Origin of the sequence: Streptomyces sp. NPDC059037, from assembly GCF_042740015.1 — a bacterium.
Taxonomy (GTDB): domain Bacteria; phylum Actinomycetota; class Actinomycetes; order Streptomycetales; family Streptomycetaceae; genus Streptomyces.
Map to the genome: position 1 here is coordinate 1 of NZ_JBHYIG010000186.1, position 19,592 is coordinate 19,592.

Annotated in this window: 19 protein-coding genes; 11 read left to right on the forward strand and 8 right to left on the reverse strand. The window is 71.2% G+C overall.

The genetic code is table 11. The features are described 5' to 3' along the window. Positions 1–195: 195 nt before the first annotated feature. From ACFWY6_RS30545 to ACFWY6_RS30560, 4 genes are all read right to left on the reverse strand, one after another. Entirely contained in the window at positions 196–1,353 is a 1,158-nt protein-coding gene (locus tag ACFWY6_RS30545) for a lipase family protein (RefSeq protein ID WP_384697071.1), read from the reverse strand. 104 nt (positions 1,354–1,457) lie between these two features. Next, on the reverse strand, positions 1,458–2,465 hold the full coding sequence (locus ACFWY6_RS30550; protein WP_384697074.1) for an AraC family transcriptional regulator: 1,008 nt from the start codon (positions 2,463–2,465) through the stop codon (positions 1,458–1,460). A 240-nt stretch (positions 2,466–2,705) separates the two neighbouring features. Further along, entirely contained in the window at positions 2,706–3,077 is a 372-nt protein-coding gene (locus tag ACFWY6_RS30555) for a hypothetical protein (RefSeq protein ID WP_384697076.1), read from the reverse strand. A 46-nt stretch (positions 3,078–3,123) separates the two neighbouring features. Then, positions 3,124–3,672 (reverse strand): hypothetical protein, encoded by a 549-nt coding sequence (locus ACFWY6_RS30560; protein WP_266863484.1) that lies wholly within the window; start codon positions 3,670–3,672, stop codon positions 3,124–3,126. A gap of 287 nt (positions 3,673–3,959) precedes the next feature. On the opposite strand from ACFWY6_RS30560, the gene ACFWY6_RS30565 reads away from it, so the two are divergent. After that, a complete protein-coding gene (locus ACFWY6_RS30565; protein WP_384697079.1) occupies positions 3,960–5,792 on the forward strand; it encodes an AMP-dependent synthetase/ligase in 1,833 nt (610 codons plus the stop codon). On the opposite strand, the gene ACFWY6_RS30570 is transcribed toward ACFWY6_RS30565, so the two are convergent. Both ACFWY6_RS30570 and ACFWY6_RS30575 read right to left on the reverse strand, forming a co-directional pair. Further along, entirely contained in the window at positions 5,758–6,072 is a 315-nt protein-coding gene (locus ACFWY6_RS30570) for an AzlD domain-containing protein (RefSeq protein WP_384697082.1), read from the reverse strand. The genes ACFWY6_RS30565 and ACFWY6_RS30570 overlap by 35 nt on opposite strands. Beyond that, positions 6,069–6,839 carry an AzlC family ABC transporter permease gene (locus ACFWY6_RS30575; RefSeq protein ID WP_384697084.1) on the reverse strand — a complete coding sequence of 257 codons (771 nt, stop codon included), beginning with the start codon at positions 6,837–6,839 and terminating at the stop codon, positions 6,069–6,071. Before ACFWY6_RS30575 ends, ACFWY6_RS30570 begins: the two co-directional genes overlap by 4 nt. Before the next feature lie 113 nt (positions 6,840–6,952). On the opposite strand from ACFWY6_RS30575, the gene ACFWY6_RS30580 reads away from it, so the two are divergent. Then, on the forward strand, positions 6,953–7,531 hold the full coding sequence (locus ACFWY6_RS30580; RefSeq protein ID WP_266863476.1) for a helix-turn-helix domain-containing protein: 579 nt from the start codon (positions 6,953–6,955) through the stop codon (positions 7,529–7,531). Positions 7,532–7,645: 114 nt separating this feature from the next. Continuing rightward, positions 7,646–8,497, forward strand: coding sequence for an MBL fold metallo-hydrolase (locus tag ACFWY6_RS30585; protein WP_384697089.1), 852 nt, complete (start codon positions 7,646–7,648; stop codon positions 8,495–8,497). 102 nt (positions 8,498–8,599) lie between these two features. On the opposite strand, the gene ACFWY6_RS30590 is transcribed toward ACFWY6_RS30585, so the two are convergent. Then, positions 8,600–9,520: a MurR/RpiR family transcriptional regulator gene (locus ACFWY6_RS30590; protein ID WP_384697091.1), complete on the reverse strand. Its 921-nt coding sequence runs from the start codon at positions 9,518–9,520 to the stop codon at positions 8,600–8,602. A 109-nt stretch (positions 9,521–9,629) separates the two neighbouring features. Between ACFWY6_RS30590 and ACFWY6_RS30595 the strand changes: the two genes are divergently transcribed. The 6 genes from ACFWY6_RS30595 to ACFWY6_RS30620 are packed head-to-tail and all read left to right on the forward strand — an operon-like array spanning position 9,630 to position 15,988. Further along, entirely contained in the window at positions 9,630–10,778 is a 1,149-nt protein-coding gene (locus tag ACFWY6_RS30595) for a C45 family autoproteolytic acyltransferase/hydolase (RefSeq protein WP_384697095.1), read from the forward strand. Next, positions 10,775–12,436: an ABC transporter substrate-binding protein gene (locus tag ACFWY6_RS30600; protein WP_384697097.1), complete on the forward strand. Its 1,662-nt coding sequence runs from the start codon at positions 10,775–10,777 to the stop codon at positions 12,434–12,436. Before ACFWY6_RS30595 ends, ACFWY6_RS30600 begins: the two co-directional genes overlap by 4 nt. 12 nt (positions 12,437–12,448) lie before the next feature. Further along, positions 12,449–13,399, forward strand: coding sequence for an ABC transporter permease (locus tag ACFWY6_RS30605; protein WP_384697100.1), 951 nt, complete (start codon positions 12,449–12,451; stop codon positions 13,397–13,399). Next, positions 13,399–14,244 (forward strand): ABC transporter permease, encoded by an 846-nt coding sequence (locus ACFWY6_RS30610; RefSeq protein ID WP_384697103.1) that lies wholly within the window; start codon positions 13,399–13,401, stop codon positions 14,242–14,244. The genes ACFWY6_RS30605 and ACFWY6_RS30610 overlap by 1 nt, the downstream gene beginning before the upstream one ends. 2 nt (positions 14,245–14,246) lie before the next feature. Continuing rightward, positions 14,247–15,194, forward strand: a complete 948-nt coding sequence (locus ACFWY6_RS30615; protein WP_384697107.1) for an ABC transporter ATP-binding protein — start codon at positions 14,247–14,249, stop codon at positions 15,192–15,194. After that, positions 15,194–15,988, forward strand: a complete 795-nt coding sequence (locus tag ACFWY6_RS30620) for an ABC transporter ATP-binding protein (RefSeq protein WP_384697110.1) — start codon at positions 15,194–15,196, stop codon at positions 15,986–15,988. The genes ACFWY6_RS30615 and ACFWY6_RS30620 overlap by 1 nt, the downstream gene beginning before the upstream one ends. 203 nt (positions 15,989–16,191) lie before the next feature. Here the strand turns inward: ACFWY6_RS30620 and ACFWY6_RS30625 are convergent, their stop codons facing one another. Beyond that, complete coding sequence (locus ACFWY6_RS30625; protein WP_006138897.1) at positions 16,192–16,395, reverse strand: cold-shock protein; 204 nt, start codon at positions 16,393–16,395, stop codon at positions 16,192–16,194. 359 nt (positions 16,396–16,754) lie between these two features. Between ACFWY6_RS30625 and ACFWY6_RS30630 the strand changes: the two genes are divergently transcribed. Together ACFWY6_RS30630 and ACFWY6_RS30635 are read left to right on the forward strand one after the other, a co-directional pair. Then, positions 16,755–17,612, forward strand: a complete 858-nt coding sequence (locus ACFWY6_RS30630) for a menaquinone biosynthetic enzyme MqnA/MqnD family protein (RefSeq protein WP_384697113.1) — start codon at positions 16,755–16,757, stop codon at positions 17,610–17,612. Between the two features lie 119 nt (positions 17,613–17,731). Further along, positions 17,732–19,447: a serine/threonine-protein kinase gene (locus ACFWY6_RS30635; protein WP_384697116.1), complete on the forward strand. Its 1,716-nt coding sequence runs from the start codon at positions 17,732–17,734 to the stop codon at positions 19,445–19,447. Positions 19,448–19,592 lie beyond the last annotated feature (145 nt).

Sequence of the window (19,592 nt, forward strand, 5' to 3'; positions counted from 1 at the left end):
GAGGTACTGCTCGTACCGTTTGATCGCCCCCCCCATCCTCCAGGGCGCGGGCTGGTCGCCCGGGGGGGGGGGCCCCCCCGCGGCGGGGCGCGCCCCGGCCGCGCGCGCGGGGGCCCCCCCCGCGCGGGGGGCGCCCGCGCCCCCCCGGGGCGGTTACTGCCGGTGCGGGATGGTGTGCGAGCTGTCAGGGGCCCCCTAGCAGTTGCCTCGGGGTGGCTTTCCCGCGAAACGGTCCGCCAGCCAGTTCGCGGCGAGCGGGGACTGGGTGATGACTCCGGAGACGTGTTCCCCCAGGGGGACCGTGTGCCACTCCACGTTCGCGCCCTTCGCGCACCAGTCCGTGCGGACCTGTTTGCCGATGCCGTACGGGATCAGCTCGTCGGTGATCACGTGGTACTGGTACACCGGCGCGTCCGGCGCCCGCGTGCCGACGCTCGACTCGCGCAGCCGCTGTTGCCAGTCCGGCTGGTCGAGGGGGTTTCGTGTCGTCATGTCAGTGATCTTTTTGAAGGCGCCCAGTACCGCGCCGTCCGCCACGCAGCTGTCGCGCAGGGCGCCGATCAGCTTCTTGCCCGCCGGGTTCAGGTACGACTCCAGGTTCAGTTCGGGGAAGGCCGCGTTCTGGCCGATCGCCGCCATGAAGATCAGGCCCGAGCCGTACGAACCGTCGTTGAAGTCCGCCGCCTTCCGCAGGTTGCCGGGGACGCCGCCGGTCGCTGTGCCCTTGACCTTGAGGTCGGGGGCGTACGAGCCGTGCAGTTCGGCCGCCCAGCCGGCCGCCTGGCCGCCCTGGGAGTAGCCCATGATGCCGACCGGGGTGTCTGAGGAGAGGCCCGCCTCCGGGAGGCGGATCGCGGCGCGGGCTGCGTCGAGCATGGCCTGGCCCTCGGCGCGGCCGACCGTGTAGGTGTGGTCGCCGGGGGTGCCGAGGCCCTCGTAGTCGGTGACGGCCACCGCCCAGCCCCGCAGGGTGAGTTGCTGGATGAGGTTGGCTTCCATGGTGGTGCCGCGCGGGAAGCCCGCGCTGGGGGCGCAGTGATCGCCCATGCCGATCGTGCCGACCGCGTACGTGATGAGGGGGCGGGGTCCCTGGCGGCCGTCCTGCGGCACGATGACCGTTCCGGAGACGGTGTTCGGCTCGCCCTTCGCCGTCGTCGAGCGGTAGTTCACCTTCCAGGCCTTGGTGTTGGTCGGCTGACCGGGGAGGGGGTGGAAGCTGGTGGGTTCGGAGGCGACGATGTCGCCGGGGGCGGCAGTGTCCGCGGGGGCGGCCCGCGCCGTGAGCGGGGTGCTGGCCGACAGGCCGAGCGCGGCCACTACGGCGAGGGCTCTCGCGCCGGTACGTATGTGCATGCGGCTCTCCCAACTTTCCTCAGTGGCTGGGGCGGTCATTCTGCGTATGCCGTGCAGGCGTCGACCGTAGTGACGCGCGGGTCGCCGAGTGCTGGCGGGGAAGCTCAGCTTTGTTGACCGGTTCGATAGGCCCCCGGCGTCGTCCCCGTCCACCGCCGGAAGGCCCGGTGGAAGGCGGTGTCCTCGGAGAAGCCGAGCCGTGCCGCGAGGTCCGCGATCGGCTCCCGGCCCCCGGCGAGAGCCGCGATCGCCGCGTCGTGCCGCACGGCGTCCTTCAGCTGCTGGTACGAGGTGGACTCCTGGGCGAGCTGCCGCCGCAGCGTCGCGGGGCTCACCGCGAGCCGGTCGGCGATCTCGCCGAGGGAGGGGAGACGGGGCGATGAGCGCAGGGCGCGGGCGAGGGTGCGGCGTACCTGTTCGGCGACCGTCGTGCCGTACTCGCGCCGGGAGAGCAGGTCGAACGGCGCCCGCTGCAGCATCTCCTGCAGCGCCGCCTCGTCCCTGATCAGCGGGGCCGCCAGCCAGTGCGCGTCGAACCCGGCGCCGGTGCGGGCCGCGCCGAAGCGGACGGGGCAGCCGAAGAGGGTGCCGTACTCGTCCTTGTGCGGGGGCGGCGGATGCCCGAACTCCGCCCAGTGGAGCGGGATCCGGCGGCCGATCAGCCAGCTGCACAGCCGGTGCCAGATGATGACGAGGCACTCGGCGAGGAAGTGGTCGTGCTCCAGATCGTTGCGTACGGCGAAGACGGCGCCGCCGGTGCCGTTGTGCTCCAGGGTCAGGTCGGGGCCGCCCGGGAACAGGCCGTAGAACGTGACGCCACGCTCCAGCGCGGCGCCCAGGTCGCGGCAGCCGAGGGAGGCGTGGCACATCATCGCGAAGGTGCCGGGCCTGCTGACCGCCGAGCCGAGGCCGAGGAACTCGTCACCGGTGGCGCGGTACAGCTCCCGGAAGAGCCGGGCGAACTGGACCTCGGTGACGCGGGCCCGGTCGTCGCCGAGCAGCAGCGGGGGGATCTGGGCGGTGCGCAGGAGCGGGACGGTGTCCACTCCGCGCCGCTCGGCGCCGCGGAGCACGCAGCGCACGTGGTGCACGGTGATGGTCCGCCTGGGCATGAGGTTCCCTTCCCCGCCACGCCGCCGCCCGAACCCGGCCCCCTCGGCGGTGACGGGTCTAAGCGGCTTTGGCGAAGTCCCGTGCGGTTCGGGTGCGCCCCGAAGGGGCGCGGGGAACTGCGCGACCGGCCACGACACAGCCGCAGACGAGTGACGGCACCCTCGCGGCACTTCCAGCGGAGCGCTTAGCGCGGTGGGCGGGGGGACGTGTACGCCCCCGCCCACCGCACGTTCAGGGCGTCAGACGCCGGACAGACCCGCGAGCACCCCGAAGCCGAGGGGCAGCAGGAAGGCGATGCGCCCGTACTCGGGCCGCCCCCTCTCCCCCCGGCGCAGGAACGCCGCGAATCCGGCGGTGACGATGCCGAAGGTCACCGCGTACAGCAGCATGTCGCTCGTCGAAAGGCCGCTCCAGCCGTCCGAGAGCAGCGCGGTCAGCGTCATCGTGCCGCCGAACAGCGCGGCGGCGGCCATCGCGTCACCACCGGTGAACACCAGCGGCGATGTGCCGCCGTGCCGCTCCTTGCGCGCGACCTGGAAGACCAGGACGGCCACCAGGGCGACCTCCGCGGCCACGGCGAGCATGAACGATGCCTTGAAGGCGGTCTCCATGGTCAAGGCCTCCTCACATATCTCGTGCAGCGTGTCACGTGCGGACTCAGCCGCAGGCCGTTGCGACGGTCGACAGGCCGGTGACCTCGCCGAAAATGGCTACGAGGAGCTTGATCCGCTCCTCCTTGTTGCCGGCCTGCACGATGAGCTTGGCGCCCTTGAGCACACCGCCGAACTTGGTGGCCTTGGTGACGAGCAGCGCGTTGCCCGCGATGAACGCGCCGATCGAGCCCACGCACTTGGTCACCTTCCAGGCGGTGTCCCAGCCGCTGCGCAGCTGCACGCCCTGCGGCTCCAGCTTGGCGAGCGCGGCCTGCTGTGCGGCCTCGTCGCCCGGGTACATCGCTTCGACGAGCTGCTGGGTCGTCGGGTTCTGCGGAAGCGCCCCCAGTCGCTCCTCCAGACCCTCTTCGACGATCTGCGGTGCGCCGGTGTCGTCGGCGACGGCCGTCAGCACACCGGCGGCGGCCTTGTGCTGCTCGGCGCGGGCGTTCGCGGCCTCGGTGGCGGAGGCGATGGGTCCGGCCGCGGCGAGCGCGAGGGCGGCGGAAACGGAAACCGCGGCGGTGCGCAGCACGGTTCGCGATATGGACATATGTGTTCCCCTTTTTGTTCATCGCGTGGCGATGCACCCGCGCCGGCTGGTTACGCCCTGGTCAGGGGCGTTGGGCGCGGGCTTGGGAGGGATACTGGTGCCGGGGCGGCTGGGGCAACAAGAGTTTTGAGGATCTTCTGAGCCTTGCGGTCAAACCTTTGGCACTTGCGGCGAGTTGCGCCGTGGAGTCGCGGGGATCGCGGGGGGCCGCGCTGAGCTTCCCGGCCAACCCCGCTGACGTTTCCCGTCATCCCGCGAAGGACCGCGGTGTCCCTAGCGTCGTATGCATGCAGCCGACCGAGCGCCCCGAGACCCTGGCCGTCCTCGCCGAGTGGACGGCCGACCGGCACGGCAAGCTGCCCGCCCTCCGCCGCAAGACCGAAGGCGGGGCGTGGGAGCAGGTCGATTACGAGCAATTCCGGGACCGGGTGAGGGACTTCGGGCAGCGGCTGCTCGCTCTCGACGTCCGCGCGGACGACCGCGTGGCGATCCTCGCCGAGACCCGCCCCGAGTGGACGTACGCCCACTTCGGCACCTTCGCGGCGGGCGCGGTCGTCGTCCCCGTCTACCCGACGGCGGGCGACGAGGAGGTCGTCTGGGTCCTGGGAGACAGCGGGGCGTCGGTGGTGATCTGTGAGGACGCCACGCAGGCGGCGAAGATCGGGCGGCTGCGGCCCCGGCTGACCGGGGTGCGGCATGTGCTGCTGATGGCGGAAGTCCCGGAGGGGGAGGGGGCGGGTGCGGGTGCAGGGGTGGGGCAGGGGCCGGAGGCCGAGCCGTCGGACGCCGCCGCCCTGCTGGCCCGCGCCCGCGAACGCGTCCCCGCGGATCTGGCCACCATCATCTACACCTCCGGCACGACAGGACCGCCGAAGGGCTGCCTCCTCACCCACGCCAACCTGGGCGCCGTCCAGTCCGCCACGCTGCCCCTCATCGAGGGCGGCCCCGGCGACGCGACGTACCTCTATCTCCCGCTGGCCCATCTGCTGGCCCAGCTCATCGAGTTCACCACGCTCATCGAGGGCGGCGAGCTCTGCTTCTTCGGCGGCGCGATCGAGAACGTCGTCACCGAACTCGCCGAGGTGAGCCCCACCCATCTGCCGTCCGTGCCGCGCCTGTTCGAGAAGGTGTACGCGGTGGTCCGCTCCCTCGCGGAGTCCGCTCCCGGCGGCGGCGCACGCTTCGAAGAAGCCGTACGCATCGGGGTCCTCGCCGCGGACGACGCCCTGCCGCCCGGTCTCCGGGACGCGTACGAAGCCGCCGAGAAGTCGCTCTACGGCCCGGTCCGGCAGGCGCTCGGGGGCCGCGTCCGATGGGCGCTGACCGGCGGCGCCCCCATCGCACCGCATGTCGTCGACTTCCTGCGGGCCTGCGGCATCGCGGTCTTCGAGGGGTACGGGATGACCGAGTCGGCCGGGGTCATCAGCCTCAACCATCCGGGCGCGGTGCGGTACGGCACGGTCGGCCGTCCCGTCGACGGCTGCGAGGTCCGCATCGCCGATGACGGGGAGATACTCGCCCGGGGCGAGATGGTCTTCCCGGGCTACCACGCGGACCCGGACGCCACCCAGCAGGTGCTGGACGCCGAAGGGTGGCTGCACACGGGCGACTTGGGTGCCGTCGACGCCGACGGCTATCTCTCCGTGACCGGCCGCAAGAAGGACCTGATCATCACCTCTGGCGGCAAGAACATCACGCCATCGCTGAGTGAACTGGCCGTCCAGCGCTCGCGTTTCGTGTCACGCGCGGTGATGGTGGGAGACCGCCGCCCCTATCCGGTGGCCCTCATCACCCTGGACGCGGAGGAGGTCGCCGGGTGGGCGGGACGCGAGGGCGTACGGCTCACAGGACCGCCGTCCCGCGACCCCCGCGTCCGCGCCTTGGTCCAGGAGGCGGTGGACGCGGCCAACGCGGAGGTCTCGCGCCCGGCCCGCATCCGTGAATTCGCGCTCCTGGACGAGGACTTCACGGTGGAGGAGGGGCTGCTCACACCGAGCCTGAAGGTGCGCAGGCGTGCGGTGGCCGAGCGGTACGCGGGGGTGGTGGACGCACTGTACGGCTCCGGGGGCGGCACACCGGACGGGTCTACGCGACCCCCGCGAGACGCAGCAACGCGGTAGTCGCGGCGGCGCCGATCACGACCACGGCGAACGGCGCCTTGCGCCAGGCGAGTACGCCGCCGGCCAGGACGCCGAGCGGGCGGGCCCATCCGGCGGGGCCGCCGCCCTCGGTGAGCGCGCCCGTGGCGAGCAGCGCGACGAGCAGGACCGTAGCGCCGATGGTCAGCAACTCCTGCATGCGGGCGGGGAGTTCGATGCGGCCGTGCAGTACGGGTCCGGCCAGGCGGAAGGCGTAAGTGCCCGCGGCGAGGACCAGGACGCAGGCGAGCTGGGCGTTCACGAGGCGCTCCTCGGGGTGGTGCGGCGGGGAGCGGAACGGGCGGGGCGGCTCGGCCCGCGTCGCGCGGCGAGCAGACCGAGCAGGGCGAGCAGCACCGGCACCCCGGCGGGCAGCAGCGGCGTCGCGGCCACCGCGATCACGGCGCCGGCGGCCGCGGCCCGCCGCGTCATGCTGTCGGCCCGCAGCGCGGGCAGGACCAGGGCGAGGAGGACGGCAGGGAACGCCGCGTCGAGCCCGAAGCGGGCGGTGTCGCCGATCGCGGAACCGGCGAGCGCGCCGCCGAGCACGCTGACGTTCCATACGGCGAACAGGCCGACCCCGGATATCCAGAACGCCGCCTTGCGCCGCTTCTGGTCGGGCTGCGCGAGGACGAACGCCGCCGTCTCGTCGGTGATCAGATGCGCGCCCACGAGCCGCGCGGCCCAGGACCGCCCGAGGCTGTCGGCCACGGCCAGACTGAACGCCGCCGTACGGGAGTTGAGCAGCAGGCCGGTCGCCGCCGCGGCCACCGGACCGCCGCCCGCCGCGAGGATCCCCACCGCGCTGAACTGGGCGGAGCCCGCGTACACGAGGAGCGACATCAGCACCGGCACCCACACCGGCAGCCCGCCGGCGACGGCGATCGCGCCGAAGGAGACGCCGACGACGGCGTCGGCGAGCCAGACGAGGGCGATGTCGCGCAGGACGCCGCGGGGGAGGTGGGAGAGCCGGACGAAACCCTCGCCCGTTCGGTCGGGCGGGCTGTCTGTTCGGTGTGGCGAACGCATACGTCGTAGGATGGGCGGTACGGGTCCCGTTCGTCAAGCCGAACGAATGGTCCCCTGTAGCGAACGATCGGGCCTTGAAGCGAGAGCTCGGAAGTGAGAGAGAGCGGTACGGCATGACTGACGGCAAGGGCGACGCCGCCCGATCCCGGCTGCCCCGTGAATGGGTCGCGGCCGCGCTGCGCCGGGAGCGGGCCAAGGCGGGGATCTCCCTCTCCGAGCTGGCCAAGCGGGCCGGGATCGCGAAGTCGACGCTTTCGCAGCTGGAGGCGGCCACCGGCAACCCCGGGATCGAGACGCTGTGGGCGCTCGCCGTGGCGCTGGGGGTGCCGTTCAGCGTGCTCGTGGAGTCGCCCGCACCCGCCGTCACGGTGATCCGCGCGGGGGAGGGCCCGACCATGCACGCCGAACAGGCCTCGTACGCGGGCACGTTGCTGTCACCGGGCCCGGCCGGGGTCCGGCGCGACATCTACCACGGCGCGATGGAGCCGGGCTCCGCACGGGAGTCCGACGCGCACATCCCCGGCTCGGTGGAGCACCTGGTCGTCAGCACGGGGCGACTCCTTGCGGGGCCACGAGGCGAGACGGTGGAGCTGGCGGCAGGGGATTACATGTCGTACCGGGGAGACGTCCCGCATCTGTACGAGGCGCTGGAGCCGGGGACGAGTTTCGTGCTGGTGATGCAGCACAGCTAGGGGCTGTTCGGAAAGTCCCGCACGGCCGTCACGGGTGCTGCGTTTGACGACGGCCCGGCACGGGGCTGCACTGGATCTATGGAGGCTGCGGCGACTCTGTCCTAGGGAGCAGCGATGACAACCATGGAGAGTTTCGACCTTCTGCAGCCGTACAAGATCGCCGAGGAGACGTTCGTCATCCCGTGGGCCCTTGAGGCCCCGCCGGTCGGCCACTTCCCGATGAACTCGATGGTGATCCGGGGAGCCGAACCAGTACTCGTGGACACCGGGGCGCCCGCGGTGCGCTCCCAGTGGCTGGAGGCGGCCTGGTCGATCGTGGATCCCCTGGACGTACGGTGGATCTTCCTCACCCACGACGACCGCGACCACGCCGGCAACCTCCTGGCGGTCCTCGCGGAATGCCCGAACGCGACCCTGCTGACGACGTGGTTCTCCATCGGCCGCATGGCCGAGGAGTGGGAGACCCCCATCAACCGGTGCCGCTTCATGACCGACGGCGACACGATCGACGTGGGCGATCGCACCCTGGTCGCCAAGCGGCCGCCCCTTTACGACAACCCCACGACCCGCGCCCTCTTCGACCCGAAGGGCAACGTCCTGTGGTCCGTGGACACCTTCGCCACGAACGTGCCGACCCCCATGCCCGAAATGGCTGAGCTGTCGCCGGACGAATTCCGCGACGGCCAGTTCTTCGGCGGAAGGCTGGTCTCCCCCTGGGTCGCCCTGCTCGACGCCCAGAAGTTCGGGACGGTCGTCACCGACTTCCAACACCTGAACGCCGAGGTCATCGCCGGCTGCCACTGCCCGGTACTCCGCGGAGCCCAGATCCCCGAGGCCTACGACCTCCTCCGCCAACTCCCCGGAGTCCCACCGTGGACAGAGTTCACCCAGACCGACCTGGACCAGTGGATGGCGGCTGCCGAGAGCTCGGTCCCGTCGGAGCAGCCGAGGCCGTCGGGCACGTGAGCGGTGCAGGAGCGCCCCGAAGGGGCGCGGGGCTGTGACATTTGCGGCTCCGCCGCGTGGGCGCGATCAGCCACGACGGCGCCGCAGCCATATCTCAACCTGCTACCCCTTACGAGCCCGAGGACCCAGCAACTGCTCCCGCAGAGCAGTAAGTTGATGCGAGGTATCCACCGCCCGAGCCTCATCCAGCGTGGCCAGCGCCAGCAACACCGCATCGGCCACGACCAGCGCCGTCAACGCCTCCGTGGTGATCCCGGTCGGCGTATGCGGAGCTGTCAGCACCGCATCCACCCGCGGCCCGTAAAGCTCGGCCAACTCGTCCGTGACGAGGACGACCCGCGCCCCGACCGCCCGCGCCCGCTCGATCAGCACCGACAGCTCGGCAAGCGCCCGCCCCGGCTGGAAGATCACCACCGCGTCGCCCTGCCGCACGGCGAGCAGATGGTCGGCCAGAGCGAACCCCGTGTCGCCGAAGTACCGCGCCCTGCGGCCGATCCTGCCGAGCGCCAACGCCAGGTGCCGCGCGGCCAGTTCGGACGCCGCGATGCCGTAGCAGTGGATCTCGGGTGCTTCGGCGAGGATGCCGACCGCGTCCCGCAGCGCCTCGCCCGGCGTAAGCCGCCGCGCGTGCTCGATGCGCTCCTGCGCCTCGTCGAAGACCTCGCCCCAGATGCCGTCCAGGTCCCGGCCCACATGCGCGATGCGCTGCTTCAGGCGCACCTCAGGCGCCACCGCCGAGGTGAAGTCCGACGCCAGCTCACGCTTGAGCGCGGGCAGGCCCGCGTAGCCGAGGCGCTGCAGTGCGCGCACGACCGTCGCGTTGCTGGTGCCGCTCGCCGAGCCCAGCTCCTGCGCACTGGCGAAAAGCAGCGACTCCGCGGGGGCGCTGACCAGGTACTGGGCGACGGCCCGCTCGGACGCCGACAGGGTCTCCCACTGGTCGCGCACGGCGGCCCGCAGTCGGGCGAGGCCCGCTCCGCCGGACGCCCCGGCCTCTTCCGTCCCACCCTCTGAAATTTCCATTACAGCTATTGACTCTCGTGTGATGGACGTTACTCTCCTGGGCAACGCATTCCAAAAGGAGAGTTCTTCGTAACGCACGTTACAACAGCTCTCCGCCGCGAGGAGAACAATGGCACTGCCCCTCATCGAGATATCCGGCACCCCGATCGAACGCGGCCACCAGTACGGCGAAGCCGTCCGCCCGCAGCTGCATGCCGCACTCGCCTACTACGAGGAGGCGTTCGGCCAGTCGTCGGGCCTGACCTGGAACCAGGTCGCCACCCGCGCCGCCCGCTGGCTTGAGCCGGTCCGCGACTACGCCCCCCACCTCCTGGAGGAGATGCGCGGCATCGCCCAGGGCGCCGGGGTGGACCTCCCCGACATCCTCGCCCTCAACGCCCGCGGCGAGGTCATCTACGACCGCTCCTTCGCCGACATGAAGGCAGAAGACGCAGAAGACGAGGAGCCCGCCGAGGGCTGCACCTCCTTCGCCGCGTACGGGGAGGCCAGCGGGGACGGTCACGTCTGGGCCGGGCAGAACTGGGACTGGCGCGCCGGGGTCGCCGACACCGTCGTCATGCTGCGCGTCGTCCAGCCCCCGCACCCGACCCTGATCATGCAGGTCGAGGCGGGCCAGATCGGCCGCCAGGGCGCCAACTCGGCGGGCATCGCGCTCAACGCGAACGGCCTCGGCGGCCGCTTCAGCGACGCGATCGGCCTCCCCCAGACCGTCGTACGCCGCAGCGTCCTGGACCAGCACACCATCACCGACGCCCTGGACGTGCTCTGCCGCACCCGCGCCCACATCGCGTCCAACGCCCTGCTGACCTGCCGCGAGGGTTTCGCCGTCGACCTGGAGACGACACCCGCCGGGCACGGCTGGATGTACCCGACGGACGGGCTCCTCGTGCACGGCAACCACTACCAGGCGGGCGTCCCGGCCGCGATCGCCGCCAACTACCGCCCCATGTCGTCCGATTCACTCGTCCGCGTCCCGCGCGCCGAGCTCGGCCTCAAGGCCCTGCGCTCCTCCACGGGCCCTGACGAGTCCCGGAAGCTGATCAAGCAGGCCATGTCCGACCACCTCGGCCACCCCGAGTCGCTGTGCACGCACCCCGACCCGCGCAGGCCCGAGGTCAAGCACTGGACCACGCTCGTCTCCTCCTGCGTGGACCTGACCAGCGGCGACTACCACGCCACCGCCGGCACCCCCTGCGACCGCGACTACCAGCACATGCCCTGGAACCTCTACGACGGCCCGTACGGAGACAGCAGATGACGACGACCCGGACCATCAGCAGGCCCCTGGTCGCGGGCCTCACCGCGGCCACCCTCCTCACCGCCGCAGCGTGCAGCGGCGCCGACACCGCCGCCACCGGCGGAAAGCCCGCCGACGCGGCGAAGCTGAAGCTGAGCGCGACCACCATGGCCGCCAAGGGGCAGCTGGACAAGGCCAATTGGCTCCTGGAGGACGAGCCCGACTCGCTTGACCTCGACACCCAGGGAACGAGCGCGGGCCGCGTCGTCCTCACCAACGTCTGCGAGCGGCTGTACCAGCTGCAGCCCGACATGACGACGAAGCTTTTCCTCGCCGAGAAGGCCGCGACCCCCGACGACAAGACCCTCGTCCTGACCGTCAGGGACGGCGTCACCTTCCACGACGGCTCGAAGCTCACCGCCGACGACGTGCTCTGGTCGCTGAAGCGGCACGCGGACCCGGACATGGAACAGGCCGACGAGTTCGGCAACGTCAAGTCCATGAAGAAGACCGGCGGCCGCGAGATCACCGTCCGCTTCAAGGCCCCCGACGCGCTCTTCACCAAGGCGCTCGCCGGTGACGCGGGCATCGTCTGGAACAAGGAGCAAGTGACCGCCGCCGGGAAGGAGTTCGGCACGCCGGGGCAGGGCGACGCGTGCAGCGGACCGTACGCCCTCAAGGGCTGGAAGTCCGGCGACTCCATCACCATCGAGCGTTACGACAAGTACTGGGGCGACAAGCCGCTGACCCGGCAGGTCGTCTTCCGCTGGGCCTCCGACAGCGCCCTGGTCAACGCCCTGAAGACGGGCGCCGCCGACGGAACGTACGCGGAATCCCCGAACACCGCATCCGCCCTGCGCTCCACCAAGGGCCTCGACCAGCACTACGGCCCCTCCACCGCGTCCCTCGTCCTCATCCCGACCGCGCGCGGCGGCCTGAAGGACCCGCGGATCCGGCAGGCGCTGTCCCTCGCGCTCGACCGCTCGGGCATCGCCAAGTCGGGCTACGGCGGCCTTGTGCAGCCGTGGGCCACTCCGGTCGGCTCCGGCGCCTGGGGCTATGAGAAGGCCGAATTCGCCGCCGCACAGAAGAAGTTGGAGGGGGCGGCGCCCGCCGCGCCCTCCGCCGGCGATCTCGCCAAGGCCAAGGAGCTTGTGAAGAAGGCAGGCGCGCCGACCGACCCCATCGTGATCGGCACGGACAGCAGCCAGGGCCGCACGGTCGTCGCGAACGCGGTGCGCTCCGCGCTCCAGCGGATCGGGCTCAAGGGGCAGATCAAGACCGTCCCGACCGCCCAGTTCGAGGAGTTCTACAGCGACCCGGCCGCCCGCGCGGACATCGACGTCCTGGTCGGCGACTGGTACATCTCCAAGGCCGACCCCATGGGCTTCTACGACAACGGCCTCTCCGACTCCGCCAACAACTGGGTCGGCTTCAAGGACGCCACGTACGACAAGAAGGTGCGCCAGGCACTCAGCACCCTGGACGACGCCAAGCGGGCCGAGCTCGCCATCGACGTACAGAAGAGGTTCGTGGACGCGGGTGTCTGGATCCCCGTCGCGCAGGTGCCGTCGGCCCTCGTCATCAGCGACAAGCTGACCGGCCCGCCCGCCTCGCAGGCCTACCTCTACTACCCGTGGGCGGCCGGACTCGGCGCCAAGAGCGCCAAGAAGGGTTAGGTGAGGAGCCCCATGCTCGTCTCCCGACTGCTGCGGCGCCTGGCCGGCCTTGTCGCCACGCTCTTCGCCGCGTCGTTCGTCATCTTCGCCGCCGTGTACGCGGCACCCGGTGATCCCGCGGTGTTCCTCGCGGGCGGCCGCGACAAGCTGACGCCCGAGCGGCTCGCGCAGGTCCGCTCGCAGTACCACCTGGACGAGCCGCTGGTCGTCCAGTACGGCCGCTGGCTGTGGGACTGCGTCCACTTCGACCTGGGCCGGTCCTTCAAGTACAGCGACCAGGTCGCCGACCTGATCACGTCCCGCTTCCCGACCACCCTCCAACTGGTCGCCTACGCCACGGTGTTGTTCGTGGTGCTCGGCGTCGGCGCCGGAATCCTGGCCGCCGTCAAACGCTCGACGTGGATCGACTCGGCGGTGGTCGGCGGCACGACACTCGCCGCGTCGGTCCCGTCCTTCGTCGCCGCGATCGCGCTCGTCTCGCTCTTCGGCGTGCAACTGGGCTGGTTCCCGGTCACGGGATCGGGCGAGGGCTTCACCGGCACGCTCCACCATCTGACGCTCCCCGCACTCTCGTTGGCGCTCGGCGCGCTCGCCATCATCAGCCGGGTCACCCGCCAGGCGATGGCGGACGCCGCGGCATCGGACCACGTGGAGGCGGCGCGGGCTTCGGGAGTCCCGGAGCGGGACATCATCCGCCGCCACATCCTGCGCAACGCGCTCGGCCCGATCATCACCATGTGCGGACTCGTGATGGCCGGAATGCTCGCGGGGACGGTGGTCGTGGAGACGGCCTTCGGCATCAGCGGCATCGGCTCGCTCCTGGTGGGCGCGATCAATACACATGACTTCCCGGTGGCGCAGGCCGTCCTGCTGCTCATGGTCACCGGCTACATCGTGGTGACGACGCTGGTGGACGTGGTCCATCCGCTGCTCGACCCGCGCGTCAAGGAGGCGAGGGCCTGATGGCCGACGCTGTTGTGGGGCTCACGCCCTTGGCCGTACGTGACAGGCGCCCCGTCGGAGTGATGGTGGCCGCCGGTCTGCTGGGCCTCGTGGTCCTCGCCGCGGTGTTCGCACCGCTCCTGGCCCCCTACGCCCCGGACGCCATCGACCTCTCGGCATCGCTGGTCGGCACCTCCGGGGACCACCTCCTGGGAACGGATTCCTCGGGACAGGATCTCCTCTCCCGCGCCCTGTACGGCACCCGCACGAGCCTGATCGCCCCGATCCTGCTCCTCGCCGTGGCCGCGGTCCTGGGCGTCACGCTCGGCGTGCTCGCGGCCTGGCGCGGGGGATGGGTGGACGCGCTGGTCTCACGGCTCACGGACGTGATGTACGCGTTCCCCGGCCTGCTGTTCACCGTCCTGATCATCGCGGTGTTCGGCGCGGGAATGACGACGTCGGTCCTGGCACTGGGCCTCGCCTTCACCCCCACGATCGCCAAGTACGTACGCTCACTGGCCCTTTCCGAGACCCGCAAGCCGTACGTCGACGCCTACCGGGTGCAGGGCATGGGCGGGGCGAGGATCTGTGTAGCGCACCTCGTCCCGAACCTGGGCCGAGCGATCCTCGGCTACCTGGTGGTGCTGTTCGGCGAGGCCCTGATGTCCCTTGCGACCCTCTCCTACCTGGGATTCGGCGCCCAACCACCCTCCTCCGACTGGGGCTTGATGGTGCAGGAGGGCCAGGCGGCGGTCGTCCAAGGCGCCTTGCTCCCCGCCCTCGTCCCCGGCACGGCCATCGCCCTGGTCGTCGTGTCCTTCAACGTGGTCGGAGTCTGGGCCGCCGACCGGCTAGGAAGGCAGTGAAAATGCACATGCCACTGCTCGAAACAGAAGACCTGACCCTGCGGGTCCCGGGCGCCGCCCGCCCGCTCCTGGACAGCGTGTCCCTCACTGTCGCTCCCGGTGAAGTCGTCGGCCTGGTGGGCGAGTCGGGCTCGGGCAAGTCGACCACGGCGAAGGCGGCCCTCGGCCTGCTGCCGGCGCGGGCGGTGACATCAGGTTCCGTACGCGTGAACGGCACAGAGATCCTCCCCCTCACCGGCGAGGCCCTGCGCACCCACCGCGCGCGGACGGTGGCGATGGTCCACCAGGACCCCCGGGCCGCGCTGAACCCCGTACGCAGGATCGGCGACTTCCTGGTGGAGCGAGGCGCGAGCCGCGAACAGGCGGTCGAACTGCTCGCTACCGTGGGCCTGTCACACCCCGAACACCGCGTACGCCAGCGCCCGCACGAACTCTCCGGCGGCATGCTGCAACGCGTGGTCATCGCGGGCGCCCTCGCGGCGGAACCGAGCCTGCTCCTGGCGGACGAGGCGACGAGCGCGCTCGACGTCACGACACAGGCGGAGATCCTCGCCCTCCTCCGCGACCTGCGCGCGACCCGCGACGTGGGCCTCCTCTTCATCACCCACGACCTCCACCTGGCGGCCGCGTACTGCGACCGGGTGTACGTCATGTACGCGGGCCGGGTCGTCGAGGAGCGTTCGGCCGAGGCCCTGTTCAAGTCCCCGGCACACCCCTACACCCGAGGCCTGCTCGCCTGCTCCCCGACCCTGGGCGAAACGCCCCACACCCTCCGCCCCATCCCGGGCCGCCCTCCATCCCTCTCGGACACGTTCGACGGCTGCCCCTTCGTCTCCCGCTGCGGGGACGCGGAACCGGGCTGCGAGACGTGGACTCCGGGGCAACTGCCACTGCCGGACGGGGGGACGGCGGCCTGCGCCGTCTCTGTTCAGCGAAAGGTGAACTCCTGATGCCGTCAGACCTGCTGGAAGTATCCGGCCTGGGCAAGAGCTACCCCTTGCCGGGCGGCGGCCGCCACCAGGCGGCGAGTGATGTGACGTTCACGGTGTCGCCCGGCGGCTCCATAGGAATCGTCGGCGAATCCGGCTCGGGCAAGACGACGGTCGCCCGCATGCTGGTGGGCCTGGTCCGGCAGGACACCGGCACAGTAAAGGTGAACGGCCGCCCCCGGGAGCCCCGCACCCCCCGAGGCCGCCAGGCCCGTCTGACCCGCGCCCGAGAGATCCAAATGGTCTTCCAGGACCCCTACCTCTCCCTGGACCCGCGCCTCACCTCGACCCAGTGCCTCCGTACGGCACTGACCCTGCACGGCAGGGACGAGAAGCAGGTGGGGGACCTCCTGGACCAGGTGGGCCTGGGCGCGCGAGAGGCCGGCGCCCGCCCCCGCGAACTCTCCGGCGGCCAACGCCAGCGCCTGGCCATCGCGAGAGCCCTCGCCGTGGACCCCCAAGTCCTCGTCCTGGACGAGGCGGTGGCGGCACTGGACGTATCGATCCAGGCCCAGATCCTCCAGCTCCTTGCCGAGATCCGCCGCGACACGGGCGTGGCCCTGGTCTTCGTGAGCCACGACTTGGCGGTGGTCCAACACATCACGGACGAGGTCCTGGTGATGCGGAGAGGAAAGGTGGTGGAACAGGGCAGGACGACCCAAGTCCTGACAACACCGGAGGACCCGTACACGATCCGCCTGCTCGCCGCAGTCCCCCGCGAGGGATGGACCCCGCAGGACGCGATAGCCCCGTAAGGGGCGCGGGGAACTGCGCGAGCAACCACAAACGCACCCGCAGAAAGAAAAGCACCCCCACCGCTCAAGGCGCCCCCGCCAGAAAAAGGCAGGGGCCCCGCGCCTCGCCGCAATGGCGAGGGCAGGGCCCCTTGGGTACTGCTATCCATGTCCGGATCAAGTCACCGGAACTGTCACACGCCCCACGCGAATGGGGCGCCCCATTACATGGGGGTGACGTTCTCCGCCTGCGGACCCTTCGGGCCCTGCGTGACGTCGAAGCTCACGGCCTGGTTCTCCTCAAGGGAGCGGAAGCCGTTCGCGTTGATCGCGGAGTAGTGGACGAAGACGTCGGGGCCTCCGCCTTCCTGGGCGATGAATCCAAAGCCCTTTTCGGCGTTGAACCACTTCACGGTTCCGGTAGCCATAAGCCCTCCTTGGGCCAAAGGGTTGCCCTGCTCCAGAACCTGCGATTGTTGAAACAACTGCATAAGTCTGAAAACGACGAGAGCCCGCGGGTCACATGCTCCGCAGGCTCTGTACTGCAAGGGAAACCAAACTGCAACTTGCGGCGAGCTTAGCACGCAGGCAGCCGAAAGCAATAGGGGGCAAGATCACGTCACCCGGATGTTTGACGGACCCCCCAGAGGGGTTGACGGACCAGGTCCGAAGGGGTTGACAAGGGCGCATTTCGGCCCCGCTCACTGCACGGTACAGCAAGGGGGCTAGCCTCCCCGATGTGGACAATTCTCCCGTTGACACCCTCGCGGGTGCGGGCGCCGATCAGCTGCCCAGCCCCCGCCGCACGCCCCGGCCGCGCGTCGGTCACATCCAGTTCCTGAACTGCCTGCCCCTCTACTGGGGACTCGCGCGCACCGGAACGCTCCTCGACTTCGAGCTGACGAAGGACACCCCGGAAAAGCTCAGCGAGCAGCTGGTGCGGGGTGAACTCGACATCGCGCCGGTGACGCTCGTCGAGTTCCTCCGCAACGCCGACGACCTCGTCGCCTTCCCCGATCTCGCGGTCGGCTGCGACGGCCCCGTCATGTCCTGCGTGATCGTCTCGCAGGTGCCCCTGGAGAAACTGGACGGCGCCCGGGTCGCGCTCGGCTCGACGTCGCGCACCTCCGTGCGCCTGGCGCAGCTGCTGCTCGCCGAGCGCTTCGGCGTACGCCCCGACTACTACACGTGTCCGCCCGACCTCGGGCTGATGATGCAGGAGGCGGACGCCGCCGTGCTCATCGGGGACGCGGCGCTGCGGGCGAATCTGATCGACGGGCCGCGGCTCGGCCTGGACGTCTATGACCTGGGCCAGATGTGGAAGGACTGGACGGGGCTTCCGTTCGTCTTCGCGGTCTGGGCGGCGCGGCGCGAGTACGCGGAGCGCGAGCCCGCCGTCGTCCGCGAGGTGCACAAGGCCTTCCTGGCCTCGCGTGATCTCTCGCTGGAGGAGGTCGGCAAGGTCTCCGAGCAGGCGGCGCGCTGGGAGACCTTCGACGCGGGGGTGCTAGAGCGGTACTTCACGACGCTGGACTTCCGGTTCGGCGGCGCGCAGCTCGAAGGCGTGGCGGAGTTCGCACGCCGGGTGGGGGAGACGACGGGCTTCCCCGCGGACGTACGGGTGGAGCTGCTCGAACCGAGGTAGGGCCCGGCTTGGGCATGCCTGGACTTCCTGGCATGCCCGCGGACTACGCTGAGCTGCAGACAATGCCCGCGGTCCCAGTGGCCGCGGCCGCGCGGCGCCGTCTGGGGGAGGCCTTCGTCATGCACCCGCTCGATCCCGGCGAACCGACCGCCATCGGGCCCTACCGGCTGCTCGGCCGGCTCGGCTCGGGCGGTATGGGCCGGGTCTATCTGGGGCGCAGCACGGGCGGCCGTACGGTCGCGGTGAAGGTCGTCCATCCGCATTTCGCGCTCGACGAGGAGTTCCGCGCCCGCTTCCGGCGTGAGGTGGACGCGGCGCGGCGGGTCGGCGGTGACTGGACCGTGCCGGTCCTGGACGCCGATCCGGAGGCGGCCGTTCCGTGGGTGGCCACGGGGTACGCGGCGGGTCCCTCGCTGGCGGAAGCGGTGCGCGATCTTGCTCCGCTGCCCGCCCATTCCGTACGCGTACTGGTCGCGGGCCTCGCCGAGGCGCTGACGCACGTACACGGACTCGGGCTCGTGCACCGTGATGTGAAGCCGTCGAACGTGCTGCTCACCATGGACGGTCCGCGGCTGATCGACTTCGGCATCGCGCGGGCCACGGACGGCACGGCCTCGCTCACCTCGACCGGTGTCTCCATCGGTTCGCCCGGCTATATGTCGCCGGAGCAGATCCTCGGCAAGGGGGTCGCCGGGGCGGCGGACGTCTTCTCGCTGGGCGCCGTTCTGGTGTACGCGGCCACGGGGGCCTCGCCGTTCCCCGGCGACTCGTCCGCGTCGCTGCTCTACAAGGTCGTCCACGAAGAGCCGGAACTGGACGGCCTCGACGGCGAGTTGCGCGACCTCGCGCGTGAGTGCCTGGCCAAGGACGCGGCCGCGCGCCCGGCTCCCGCGGAGATCGCGCGGCGCCTCGCGCCATCGGGTGCGGACGCTCTGGTGGCGGCCGGGTGGCTGCCGGGTCCGCTGGTGGAGCGGGTCAGCCGGAGCGCGGTGCGGATCCTCGACCTGGACACGGACGGGACGGGCATCGCGGAACAGCCCTCGGGGCCCGTGCCGTTCGGCAGCTCGATGGTGGGCGGACCGCCTTCGACGGTGGGCTCGTCGGCGGGAGGTTCCGAGGCGCGGGGCGCGGGGCGTGAAGTGCCGCAGGGCGGCGGCTCCTTCGGCCCGCAGGGCAGCAGCGGCTCCTTCGGCCCGCCGGACGCTTCGTACGCGCCGGTCCCCGCGCCGTCGGGGCCGCCCGGCCGGGTCAGCGTCTCGGTGGCCGCGACCTCCGTGCCGGGCGGCGTCGACGGCAAGGGCCGCAAGGTCAGTTGCACCCTCGTCCTCGGCGTCGCGGGCGCGCTCGCCGCGGTGACGATCGGCTCCGTCTTCGTACTGGGACTGCTTCCCGGGGACGGCGGGAATTCGAGCGACGCGGGGAGGCAGCCGCCGAACGCGACCGCGAGCGAAGAGCCTGGCGAGGGCGCGGACCAGGGCGGCGGCAAGGTCCCCGCCTCCTACCGCGGCACCTGGGAGGGCCAGGCGGTCGCGGCCAACGGCGCCGTCCCGATGGGCACGTTCAGGCTCAAGGTCGAGCAGGGCAAGGTCGGCGAACGCTTCGCGGTCATGACCCAGACCGACCAACTGGGCGGCACCTGCGCCGTGGACCTCGTCCTGAAGTCGGTGTCGGCCAAGGAGATCGTGGCCCAGGGCAAGGGCCGGGCGGACAGCGCGGCGCAGTGCACCAAGAACAGCCATACGGTGCGACTGCGCCCGGTGGGCGACGACTTGCGCTATCTCTCGGAGAACGAGAAGTCGGGCAATCCGGAAGCGCGGATGTCGCGGGTGAAGTGAGGGGGCGGGGGATCGGATCCGTTCGCGGTGCCGGGCCCCGGTGGGGGGGGGGGGGGCCGGCCGGCCCCCCCCCCCCCGCCGGCGGGGCCAATGGGGGGGCGGCGGGGCGGCGCCACCCCCCCCCCGGCACCAGGGGGGGGTGCCC